At 58.4% G+C, this 11,887-nt stretch carries 12 protein-coding genes; 10 read left to right on the forward strand and 2 right to left on the reverse strand.

The genetic code is table 11. From position 1 onward, the window contains the following. Positions 1-2: 2 nt before the first annotated feature. Together NUV89_RS00250 and NUV89_RS00255 are read right to left on the reverse strand one after the other, a co-directional pair. Positions 3-890 carry a nitrilase family protein gene (locus tag NUV89_RS00250; RefSeq protein ID WP_257779827.1) on the reverse strand — a complete coding sequence of 296 codons (888 nt, stop codon included), beginning with the start codon at positions 888-890 and terminating at the stop codon, positions 3-5. Between the two features lie 78 nt (positions 891-968). Beyond that, entirely contained in the window at positions 969-2,945 is a 1,977-nt protein-coding gene (locus NUV89_RS00255) for an FAD-dependent oxidoreductase (RefSeq protein WP_257779828.1), read from the reverse strand. A 425-nt stretch (positions 2,946-3,370) separates the two neighbouring features. Here NUV89_RS00255 and NUV89_RS00260 point away from each other — a divergent pair, with 425 nt between their 5' ends. From NUV89_RS00260 to NUV89_RS00305, 10 genes are all read left to right on the forward strand, one after another. Further along, a complete protein-coding gene (locus NUV89_RS00260) occupies positions 3,371-3,934 on the forward strand; it encodes a hypothetical protein (RefSeq protein WP_257779829.1) in 564 nt (187 codons plus the stop codon). 59 nt (positions 3,935-3,993) lie between these two features. Next, on the forward strand, positions 3,994-4,362 hold the full coding sequence (locus NUV89_RS00265; RefSeq protein ID WP_257779830.1) for a hypothetical protein: 369 nt from the start codon (positions 3,994-3,996) through the stop codon (positions 4,360-4,362). 64 nt (positions 4,363-4,426) lie between these two features. Further along, positions 4,427-4,957: an adenylate kinase gene (locus NUV89_RS00270; RefSeq protein ID WP_257779831.1), complete on the forward strand. Its 531-nt coding sequence runs from the start codon at positions 4,427-4,429 to the stop codon at positions 4,955-4,957. 146 nt (positions 4,958-5,103) lie between these two features. Then, entirely contained in the window at positions 5,104-5,508 is a 405-nt protein-coding gene (locus NUV89_RS00275; protein WP_257779832.1) for a hypothetical protein, read from the forward strand. A gap of 98 nt (positions 5,509-5,606) precedes the next feature. Beyond that, a complete protein-coding gene (locus NUV89_RS00280) occupies positions 5,607-6,791 on the forward strand; it encodes a GGDEF domain-containing protein (protein ID WP_257779833.1) in 1,185 nt (394 codons plus the stop codon). Positions 6,792-7,025: 234 nt separating this feature from the next. Further along, positions 7,026-7,322, forward strand: coding sequence for a putative quinol monooxygenase (locus tag NUV89_RS00285; protein ID WP_257779834.1), 297 nt, complete (start codon positions 7,026-7,028; stop codon positions 7,320-7,322). Positions 7,323-7,452: 130 nt separating this feature from the next. Then, positions 7,453-8,166 (forward strand): hypothetical protein, encoded by a 714-nt coding sequence (locus tag NUV89_RS00290; RefSeq protein ID WP_257779835.1) that lies wholly within the window; start codon positions 7,453-7,455, stop codon positions 8,164-8,166. A gap of 109 nt (positions 8,167-8,275) precedes the next feature. Further along, complete coding sequence (gene yddG, locus NUV89_RS00295; protein ID WP_257779836.1) at positions 8,276-9,175, forward strand: aromatic amino acid DMT transporter YddG; 900 nt, start codon at positions 8,276-8,278, stop codon at positions 9,173-9,175. 113 nt (positions 9,176-9,288) lie between these two features. After that, the gene (locus NUV89_RS00300) at positions 9,289-9,558 is read left to right on the forward strand and encodes a hypothetical protein (RefSeq protein WP_257779837.1); all 270 of its coding nucleotides are present in this window, start codon (positions 9,289-9,291) and stop codon (positions 9,556-9,558) included. A 161-nt stretch (positions 9,559-9,719) separates the two neighbouring features. Next, the gene (locus tag NUV89_RS00305; protein WP_257779838.1) at positions 9,720-11,831 is read left to right on the forward strand and encodes a TonB-dependent receptor domain-containing protein; all 2,112 of its coding nucleotides are present in this window, start codon (positions 9,720-9,722) and stop codon (positions 11,829-11,831) included. Positions 11,832-11,887: the final 56 nt, after the last annotated feature.

The following is an 11,887-nucleotide window of genomic DNA, read 5'->3' on the forward strand; positions in this document are numbered from 1 at the left end:
CATCAGCGCGGCAGGCAGGGGTGCTGGCAATAGCCGAGCATGTGGTCATACAGGTCGACGCGTCGGTCGCGCTGCAGGTCGTTCAGGTCATTCCAGATCGGTGCACTGCGCGCGCTCGACAGGTCGATGTCGGCATACAGAATCGCCTGTTCATTGGGCGACGCCACCTTGCCGATCGGCCAGCCGTTGGTGCCGGCAATCAGCGAGCAACCGAGGTAACGTCCGCCATGTTCCTCCCCGATCCGATTGGCGGCCGCGATAAACACGTTGTTGACGTGGGCGGCGGTCATGGTGAGGTACGAGGCCATGCATTTGCCGGCTTCGTCGAACAGCGGCGGTGGGGTCCACACCCAGTTGTTCAGGCTGCAAATGATATCCGCGCCTTGTTGGGTGAGGATGCGCGGAACTTCGGGAAACCAGATATCCCAGCAGATTAGCAAGCCGATGCGGCCAATGGGTGTTTCAAACACCGGAAAGCCCAGGTTGCCGGGCGTAAACCAAAGCTTTTCCTTGTTCCACAGATGCGCCTTGCGATACTTGCCAATCAGCCCATCCGGGCCGAGCAGCACGGCGGTGTCGAACAGTTGCATGCCTTCGCGTTCTGCCAGGCCTGCGACCAGGTAGACCTGATGGTGCTGCGCAAAGTCTATCCAGGCCCGTGTGCTCGGCCCGTCCGGAATGGGCTCGGCATGCTCAAAGGCATCCTGGCGATTGCTGAACAGGTAACCGGTATTCGCCAGCTCCGGCAGCACAATCAGGTTGGCCCCGTTGTTCACAGCTTGCAGGGCCAGGCTGAGGCTGGTGTCGAGGTTGGATTGGCGGTTTTGAGTGCCGACTTGCGGGTCGAACTGCACTACAGCGACGCGCACAAGACTGGTAGCTTCGTTCATGGCTCAGACCTCTTTTTATTGTTTTTGGATCCGCGAAGTAGGCGGATGCTTAAGTAGGAGGTCTTTTTTGTATGCTCGTCAGTAGTCCGCTTCCGCGAGAGATGTAGGTTGTTGCCCAAAAGGCTGAGCCTGGTAGTTCGGGTAATCGTTCAGACTAAAGCCACCATTGAAATTGGCCTGAGTGGTGTTACACAGATGAATGACCGCATCAATAGCTCCCCGCAAACACGGTTCGGTCCAACCGGCATCCACAGAAAACGATTCCCCTGACAGATAGAGCCCGGAAACGTGGGCGTAATCGCGGTTGTACTTCATCAAGCTGACGGCGTCGTAGTAAGTGCCTGCACGGTACAGCTTGGCGCAGCCCAAGGCGTTTTTGTCGGTCATCCAGCGTTGAACCACCGCGTGCTTGGTCGCGATGTACGGCGAAATCGGAGTTTTGATATTGCTGGACCGCAACATGATGCGATCCAGTTCGGCGACGCATTTTTTGACCAGGGTCTTATCGTCAAACGAGGCCAACTTACTGGCGTCGTCCTCCCAGGTGTAACTGAGCAAAATGCAGTCGTAGGGGTAGGCGTCGTGGTAACGGTAGGTGTACACGTCGTGAACAAAACTGTCGGTGACCATGATCTGTGGGATCTGTTTGTTTTTCGACAGGAAGCTCTTTTTCAGCGGGGCGTAGACCTTGCAACTGGTTTCCCAGTGAGCGGTTTTGTAAGCGTTGGTGATGGCGTACGGCAGCATTGGCTGACTGAAATTTTCCAGTTGGATATGGGTTTCGATGATCCAGGAGGGCAGGGTCATGATTACGGCGTCGAAGTCTTCATGGCGCTCCGATTTATCGCTGCGATTGCTGGCATTCCAGTCGTAGGTCACGCGAATTTGGCCGTTTTCAAGTTTGGTCAGGCGGGTCACCGAACTGTCGGTCAGAAAGCCTTCACCGGCCTGCCGACAATGGTCGTAAAACGAAGGGCCATTGGCTTTTGTCGGTGTAAATAACAAGCACTCATCCAGCGCAGCCAGGCCGAGATAGCGCGGTGGGTCAAACGCCAGGCCATTGCAGTCAACCAGCGATGGGACGCCCAGATACGGCGATTGCATGGGGTTGCCTTCGGCGTCCACACGGCCATGTACTAGTTGCAACTGGCTACTAAAGCCGAAGATCGCCGTGCGTAGGGGGTAGAGGCAGCAGGTGTCGTAGAACGCGCCCCAACTGCCGTCGCCAATCCCGATGGAATAGAAAATCGTGGATTCCTCCGGGCTCATGCCGAGGCCACCAAAATCATCAGGGTGATCAGCGTTCCAGATTTGGCTCGGCAAGGTGACAAGATCGCGAAAGGACAGATTTTGGTAGCGCGCGACGATTGTGGCCCACAGTGATTCCCATTGTGGTGTGCCGTAAACCTGCGCGACTTGGCGAGTCATCTGATCGGCAAAGTGGCGCCACTTGGCATACACCTGCTGTAGTTTCTCCGTTGGAGGCGGTATGTCACCCTCAGGATTTTTCCAAATCAGCATTTGCGGTTCTGACGGCCTCTCCAGTAAACCTTCGCGCAGGTAAATGCCGGTACTGCGGACATGAGCTGAACCTGGGTTGGGAAAGTCCGAAAGCTGCAACTCAAAGTGCTTGCAGTAGTAAGCCAATAACGACTGACCCTCCAGTGGTGCTTCGCCCGCCCGGTTGAACATTGGCATACGCATGGCGCCCATCTCGAAGGGTGTTTGACCTAATAAGGGAGATTGTCCGGTGTTAAGCACCGTTAAGTGGCGGCCGCCAATGCGATGGGACTGCTCCAGCAATGTCACGTTGTTGAATCCGCATCGAAATAGCTCCCGAGCGGCGGTCAACCCTGTAACACCGGCTCCGACGATGCAGATTTTGTAATCGGGCTGAGTGGCGGTGGCGATACCGGATTCGTGTTCAACCAGTTTTCGGTAGTTGAAACATAAGTCCGGCGGGCTTGGGAAGCGCCCTCGCCATACAGATTTATCGTCTGTTGGCAAGTGTTTGGCAATTAGGGCCGGATAATCGTAGGTAGATCCGATGGTCATGGTTCACGCTCCAGAGTCTGCACGACCGGGCGGGCGTGCAGTTAGCAATGGCGAGTGAAAGTAGCCAAGAGCGTTAAATGTTGGGTGGTAATTCTTTGTGGCGGTCCGCACAGATCTCTCAGCGTGTAGTCAGGGCGGCCGAATATCAGGTATTGATCCGACCCAATGTCGCTCTTTGTCGAAAGGCGTAAAGCCCATCCGCTGTACGAATGCCACCGCATTTGTGTTGGCACTTTGGATGGTCAAAAATTTGTAGCCGAACTGGGGTGCCAACCCCACAGAAAATATCCCATCAAATTTGTCGCTTTTCTGACGAGCTTTTACTCGTCATCTCTTTGTTTTTTTACTACTATCCTTCGTCTGTGTACTCAAGGAAGAGAGGCTGAGCGCCTTGAGTCTGGTAGAAAATTACACTCGATCATTCAATGAGTTATTACTTTTACCCAGAACCTAACGACTCAGCCAGCCGTAATTACTTTTTGGTGAAACCGATGGATAAAATGTGTGGCATCGTTGTAGTGGTAGGCCTTGCCCTCGCGGGATGCGCTACGAAAACTCCAGAAAAACCTGAAGTGACTCCAGCTCCTGCCGTCGTCCAGCCAGCACCACCTGAAGTCGCACCTTCGACACCACCCAATTACACCGTGCGTTACGAGGCAGCTCCTGCGGCCGCCAGTTATGACTCGCGAACCGCTGCCTCAGCCGACGCGGATCAGTCAGAAGCAGACACGAATCTGAACCAGAATCGCGCTGAGCAATGCCGTAAAGAGCTGGATGTCTTGAAGCTCTACAACAAAGCGTCCTACGTGAAGTACGAGGCCGAATACCAAGCCATTGCGGCCAAGACTGCCAAGTACATGGAAGTCAAAGACTCGTTGGGCTCGGATTTGAACTACATGGTCATGCCCGCTTATCAATTCCAAATTCGTGAATTCTGCTTCCGAGTCAAGACTCGTCTGTCGCAGCTTGTGCTTCGCCAAGCCAAATAACGACTCCACGTCAGAGTGCGTCTTTTGCCACTCAGGAAGCGCTGAAAAGGCTTCGCAGGATGCCGCACTCCCAGGGCTCGAACTCCTGGTTTGCGCCAAGATTCAGACGAAAGCCTCGCGAAAGCGGGGCTTTTGTGTTTCTGGCCTCTATCCCCCAGATCAAGAATCTCATTGGCCGCTTTCGCACGGATGTGAACCGGATGCAGTGCGATAGACTCAGCCAATTATTTGAAGGGAGCCTCAACGCAATGGAATTGAAATCGCCGAGTAAAAGCATTCGAATCGTAGGCACTGCCGGGGTGGCAGCAGGCGTGGCCACCATCGCGATGAACGTAGAAGGTTTTATGCACACTTTTGGGGTCGGCATTCTGGCGGGAGGCTTGGTGTTCCTTTGGCTGCCTCTGTTTGCGACGCGGCGCCGAAAGTGAATGGGTACGTTGGGTCACGCTGGTTTGCTGAACTCAACAATGCGTTGTACTCACGGGGGAAGAAATGCGGATCTACATCACCGGCGCCTCATGCGCAGGCGTGACGACCCTGGGCCAAAACCTCGCCAAACAACTCGCCATGCCCCACGTCGATGTCGATGATTTCTACTGGATGCCCACCAACCCACCGTTCACGACCAAGCGACCCGCCAGTGAGCGCGTGCCATTAATCCAGCAAGCATTCGGTGGCGATGAGTGGGTGCTGACAGGCTCCTGCATGGACTGGGGCGATGCGCTGATTGCCGCTGTCGATCTGATTGTATTCGTTGTGACACCCACGCCCGTTCGCCTGGAGCGGCTGGCTGCACGCGAGAAGCAGCGTTTTGGCGAACGGATCGCACCGGGTGGCGATATGCATGAGATACACATCGCCTTTCGCGAGTGGGCCGCGCAGTACGACGACCCGAGCTTTTCAGGACGCAACCGCGCGTGGCATGAGGCGTGGCTGTCAGGGCAAGCGGCTCCGGTCTTACGGATTGATGGGATGAGCCGCGCTGAAAAAATGGTTGCGGATGTCGTTCATCGGCTGTCGTAGCCATTGCTCCCACACCCACCTTGCGTACTAATCCCAATCACCCAAGCCTGTTCTCTTTGGTCCTGCACGCCCTGTTTCCATTGGACTTGAGCATTTTCGGCTGCAATCCTGCCAACCGACACTGCCCATGGACAAGGACGTTAACAATGCTCGGTTACTACGCCCAATACAGCCATCTCTACATCACCACCCTGATGGTGACCACGACGCTGTTTTTCGCCTTGCCGATTTTTATCGCGCCAATTGCCTGGGCACGCGCCATGCGCTGGACGATTCCCGAGCACCAGCATTTGGCGATCTATTTTGGCCGCTGCCTGGGGGCTTTCATCCTGGTGGTGGAAGCGACCATGCTGCGTTCGGCAACCACCGGCACCTGTTTCAGCTACGCCTTCGATGTGCTGTTTGTGGTGTTTGCGTTGATGTTTGTCGTGCATGTCTATGGCGCGCTGAAGCGCATTCAGCCGATTACCGAAACCCTGGAAATTGGCTTCTGGATGATCCTGTTCGTGCTCAACACGCTGTTCTACCCCGCAACTTCAATCACGCTGTAGCACCACGAAACACCGTACCGACAAACCCATATCGACGCCGGGCCCGCTCAACTAGACTAGCCAGCACAACAGCTGCTGACAGCGCCCGGTGAGCCCCCATGATCGCCCATACCCCCACGCTTTTTGCCTGTGTCGCCCTGGTGGCGACGATCATGGCGTTTTGTCTGATCCTGGTCGGCCAGTTCAATCGGGGTGACAGCCTGCTCACCATTGGCTTTGGCTTGCTCGCCCACGCTTTGGCCTACGTTGGCTACACCTTTTACGGGCATGCGCCGTTGTGGTTTACCTACGGCGTCGCCAATACGCTGCTGGCCGTGGCGTTGGCTTTTTACGGTGCCAGCGTGTTTCGCATCGTTGAGCTGCCAGTCGCCTGGTGGCGGGCGTTTGCGCCGGCGGTGTTGATGGCGGTGTTAATGGCCAGCCTGATCGACACCCTGGAACCGCGCATGCTCGCCGCTACCTTTGTGTTGATGTTGCAGTGCGCGTTGATTATCTATTGGACGCTGCGCTACATCCCGGCCCAGGGGCGGGCGCGCCTGTTGCTGATAATTGGCTCGAGCATCAGCCTGATTGGCCTGGGCATGCGTGTGGTGGCGGTGTTCGGCGGCGGTGCGGCAGAGATGCGCTATGACGTCAGCAATCTCAAGCAAACCATTTCGGTGAGCATCGGCACGTTCACGGCCATGATGATTTCGCTGGGCCTGGTGTTGCTGTCCAAGGAGCGCAGTGAATCGCGGTTTCAATACCTGGCGTTGCGCGATGTGCTGACCGGCATTCTCAACCGCCGGGCGATCCTCGAACAGTTCGCCAAGGAGCTGGAACGCGCCCGCCGCGACGGCGCCAGCCTGGCGGTGGCGATGGTCGATATCGACCACTTCAAGCAGATCAATGATGTGCACGGCCATCTGGCGGGGGATGAAGTGATTGTTCACTGTGCCGGGCACCTGTCCCAGCGCCTGCGCCAAGCCGACAGCATCGGCCGTTATGGCGGCGAGGAGTTTCTGCTGCTGCTGCCGGGGAGCAGCCCTGAAGGTGCGGTGGCGGTACTCGATGAACTGCGCGCGTCGCTGGCCGAGACGCCGGCGCGGTATGGGGCGTCAAGCATTGCGGTGCGGATCAGTATCGGCGTGTGTTGCGGGGTGCCAGGGGCGTCCGACACCCCCGCCAGCCTGCTGGCCCGGGCGGATGCAGCGCTGTATGAAGCCAAGGGCATGGGGCGTAATACCTTGCAGTTGGCGCCGCCGCTGCCGGGTGAGGGCGCCGTTTCGTTCAGTCCCATCTGATCGGTCAGCCGGGGCCGTTTTCGGACCTTCACCAAATCTCAGGCAAAGAAAAGCCCGTGATGGGGAGCACGGGCTAAAAGGGATGTTCATTAGGAGCTGGTTTGACCATAAGCGCTTGACTGTGAAAACGGTGTGAAAGGACAGCGCCTGGTGCAACCTTTTTGTAGGACTGTGCGACGGCTACGCGGCTGGCATACTCTGTGGTTTCCTTTCCCACAGTGCAGGGTGTAGTCCATGTCAGATGAAGTACGGCTTGTCGTCATTATCACTGCTCAGCCGGGTCGCGGTTCCGACCAATTGGCAGCGTTTGAAAAACTGGCGCCCTTGGTCAGGGCAGAGGAGGGATGCATTCAATATGACCTGCATCCCGTGGCCGGCAACCCCGACAGCTTCGTGCTGATCGAGAAGTGGGCATCAAAAGCCACGTTGGAAGCCCACCACCGCACGGCTCATATGCAAGAAGCCAGTCGGCACAATCCTACGTTCCGCGCCGGGCCTTCCACGGTGTTGCTGCTTGAGGCGGCGGTTTAAGCCATCGCCTATCGCACTTTTTTGCATTTCCTCGCTCTATCTGTGACCCCACTGCATTCATTCCCCGTGGACACAAGAGCGAGACCTGGTGCCGATAGATCGCCTGAAAGCCAGATGTAAACGTCGCCGGATGCGGCAACCACTGCTCCTGGTTGCCGCGTTCCTGCTGTGTGTCGCCGGTTGCAGCCAGCAGCAGGCGCAGGACATGGTCAAGCAGTTCAGCAACGGCAAGCCGGATGAGTTCTTCCAGACCAGCGTCGATCGCATGGCGACCCTGGGCATGCGCGACAACCTGCAAAGCCTGTATCTGTTGATGAACAAGCTCTACCTGCGCAACCCCAGCCAATGGCGGCAATCGGGCTACCCGGACGCGGTGAGCGCGGCCCGGGAAATTCGCCTGGCCATCGAAAACCGCCGCTCACTGCCAGCCCTTGGCGAACGTCGCGACCTGGCCGCATTGAGTTACTCCCTGAGCCCGGAGTTTCGCGGCGACCGGGTCGGCGCCTTCATCTATGCGATCGGCAGCATGATCGTCACCGCCCATGGCGGGCGCACCGAGTTCTACATCACCGACGCGATCAACCCACAATTCGTCAGCAACGCCGCGCGCAACATCGAGAAGGCCACCTGGCTGCTCAGCCAGCGCCAGGATGCCAACGGGGTGTTGTTGCTGTTTTCCAACGAAATCTCGGAGGAGGGCAGCAACCTCAGCTTTGCCGTGGAGTTCGGCAAGATCGTTGCGCGGCTCGATTTGCTGACCCAACTGCTGGATGAGCGCTACCGGCGTATCGGCGTCAACTATGCGCAGAGCTTGTTGCTGATGAATTTCCTGCCGGTGCAGTAAGCACCACACATAAGCGGCTTTACATTCGTGTGACTAAAAATGTCCAATTGCAGCGTGATAGACGACTTGCGCCGCATTTCACCCCTCCCGCGTTGCCCACGAGGTCACCATGCAGATCAACAGCGAGCGTGCAGCCACTGCATGCGGTTTGGTAGCGATTCTCCTGTGGAGTACCGCCGCCGGGCTTATCCGCAGCGTCAGTGAACTGTTTGGCCCGTTGGGCGGCGCGGCGTTGATCTACACCTTGGGCGCGGGGCTGTTGGTGCTGTTCCTAGGACGACCGCGGGTGCGCGCGACATCCAGGTTCTACTTGATTGTGGGCAGTGCGCTGTTTGTGGCGTACGAATTGTGCCTGTCGCTGGCATTGGGTTACGCCAGCAATCGCAACCAGGCGATTGAGCTTGGCGTGGTGAACTACCTGTGGCCCTGCCTGACCGTATTGCTCGCCATTGTCATGAATGGGCAGAAAGCCCGCTGGCTGATCCTGCCTGGCACCGCGCTGGCGTTGTTTGGCATCGTGTGGGTAGTGAGCGGCGATGGCCTGGCCTTGGCCACCCTCGTCGCCAACGTGAACACCAACCCTCTGAGCTACAGCCTCGCCCTGGGCTGCGCGGTCACGTTTGCGCTGTACTGCAACGTCACCCGGCGCTACGCCGGTGGGCAAAACCTGGTGGTGCTGTTTTTTACCCTGGCCGCCTGTGTGCTCTGGTTGAAATACGCGCTGAGCACTGAAGTGTTGCCCGCATTCACCCTCAACAGCAGCCTGCAACTGGGCGCGGCGGGCATTGCCATGGCCGGCGGCTACGCGCTGTGGAACCTGGGCATCCTGCGCGGCAACCTGACCTTGCTGGCCACGGCCTCGTATTCTGCGCCGGTATTGTCGTCGGCATTTGCCGCTGTGTGGCTGGGTGCCCACCTGACCGCACAGTTCTGGCAGGGCGCCGTGTTGGTGACCGTAGGCTCGCTGATGTGCTGGCAAGCAACGCGCACGCGACTGCGCGATGTTTAAGAGTGCGCTGTTTCTTGTTCCTATGTAGGAATAGGCCTAACTTCACAAGCGCTGCTTGAAACGCCTACCACTCGGCAATAGCCTCGGACTTTTCTTAAAAATGAGTGCCTGCCTTGGGTAAGTCAAAAACGCGTTGGCCGACTGAACGCGAAATCCGCCTGCGATTTATCCTGTTTGCCGTGATTGACGTCGCGAGTGTTCAAGGCGTTTGCGCTGAGTTGCTGTTGCCTGCGCATAAACTGCTGCGCGACTCGCCCACGGAAGCGCAGTTGTGCGAAACCCTTGCTGAGATCCTGGGCACCGAAGAGATGCATGGCTTTCGGTTTCCCCAGGGTTCAGAGGCGGATGAGTTGATGCAGACGCTGAATTTTCAGCGTGGTTAGATCGATTGTTTCCTTAGGGTTGGTTGCAAGTCCTGCGCCGGGCATTCTTTCCTGGTGCACCACGGCGCTGGTTCGTTAATCAGGAGTGACTTGCCGGGCGTCCCTGTCTTCCCATCTGGGCCCCGCCTTTTACGTCCCCCCGAATTCCAAGGACCCGCCCCATGTTGTTGCGCCAACCTCCGCTCCTGTTTGCCGCCCTGACCTTAAGCTCACTGGTACACGCCGAAGACCTGCAACTGGCCCCGGTCGAAGTCACCAGCAGCGAAGCCAGCGCCGGCGAAATCGCCGAGGCCCAGCTCAAGAGTGTGCCCGGTGGCACCAACTACATCGACATGAACAGCGTGCAGCAGGGGCGGGTCAGCACCAACGAGGACGTGTTCAAGTACCAGGCCGGGGTGTACGCCAAGGCGGCGAACAACGAAGGGGTGAAACTGTCGATCCGCGGTTCGGGCCTGAACCGCAGCCCCGGCTCCCATGGCTCGGGCCTGTATGAAATGTTCGACGGCCTGCCGCTGACCGGCCCTGGCGGCACCCCCTATGAGTTGAAAGACCCGCTGTGGCAAAGCCGCGTCGAAGTGCTGCGCGGCGCCAACGGTTTCGATCAGGGCGCATTGGCGTTGGGCGGCGCGGTCAACTACGTGACCCGTACCGGCTATGACGCGCCCAAGCTGCAATTGCGCTATGAGGCGGGCAGCAAGGGTTACGCCCAGCGTGAGATCAGTTCCGGCCAGGTGCTGGGAGATGCCGATTACTACATCAGCCTCACCGACTCCGAATCCGACGGCTACCAGCGCCAGAGCGCCGCCACGGGCAAGGGCATGGCGGCCAATTTTGGCTACCGCTTCAGCCCGGAACTGGAAACCCGTTTCTATTTCCGCTACCGCGAAACCACCAATGACACCCCGGGCAAACTCACCCGCGAGCAGATCAGCCACGACCCCCGCGCGGCCAACAACCTCAACGCCGCCCGTGACTCCAAGCGCCTGCAACCGGGCTCGACCTGGATCGCCAACAAGACCACCTTGCAACTGGACGACAATGCTCGCGTCGAGTTCGGCCTGGCGTACCACGACTATCCGATGGACCTGCGCGAAGGCACGATTCGCCTGAAAGTCGCCTACACCGATATTAGCAGCACCCTCAATTACATTCGCCAGGACACGCTGTTCGGCCACGACAGCAAAACCACAATCGGTCTGCGCACTACCCAGGCGATGCCCAACAACGGCGGCGCGGAATACGTGCGCATACCGGCCGGGAACACGGCAACCTATGCCCCCGGCACCAAGACCCGCGACTACAGCTACCTGGGTTCCGACACCGTGCTGCATATCGGCAACGACCTGGAACTGGTGCCCGACCTGTGGCTGACCACCGGCCTTGCGGCGATCTACACCCGCCGTGAAACCGAAGTGACCTACCCGGACACCCACGCGCCGTTGAGCCAGCACGACTGGGACTACGCGCCGCGCATCGGCCTGCGTTACGACTTCAACCCGCAATTGCAGGTGTACGGCAACCTGAGCCGCTCGGTCGAGCCGCCCCATGCGTGGTCGATGATCTGGGGTTCCAACAAGTACTTCACCAGCGGCCCGGCCAACGGCATGGCGCGCGAAGGCATAAGCCTGAAAAACCAGACCGCCACCACCCTGGAAATCGGCGGTCGCGGCGAACATTGGTTCGGCCAATGGGATCTGGCGCTGTACCGCTCCGAAGTGCGCCACGAATTGCTCACCGTGGAAACCCAGGCCCAGACCGCCATGACAAACGCCATCGTCGCCGAAAACAACGCCAGCCCCACTGTCCACCAAGGCCTGGAACTGGGCCTGCTCACCCCGCTGTGGGATGGCGGCCGCAACGGCAAGCTGGCCCTGCGCCAGGCCTACACCTTCAGCGACTTCCACTACCGTGACGACGACCGTTTCGGCGGCAACACCTTGCCGGGCATCCCCAAGCACTACTACCAGGGGCAACTGCGTTATAGCCATCCGACGGGGTTCTACAGCAGTTTCAATACCGAGCATTCGTCAAAGGTGATGGTGGATTACGCCAATTCCTACACCGCCGCGTCCTACACCATTGTCGGTGCGACCTTTGGTTACGACGCGCCGAAACAGGACTGGCAAGCCTGGGTTGACCTGCGCAACCTCACCAATCGGCGGTACGCCAATACCATCACCCCGGGCTATGACGACAAAGGCGTGGACATGGCGCGTTCCACGCCGGCGGATGGTCGCGGTATCTACACCGGTGTGTCCTGGAGCTGGCGCTGAGCCTGACCGGCCGCCATCGCAGGCAAGCCAGCTCCCACAGTTGAGCTGTGTGAGCC

It is taken from the genome of Pseudomonas sp. 18.1.10 (assembly GCF_024655625.1).
Classification (GTDB): Bacteria; Pseudomonadota; Gammaproteobacteria; order Pseudomonadales; family Pseudomonadaceae; genus Aquipseudomonas.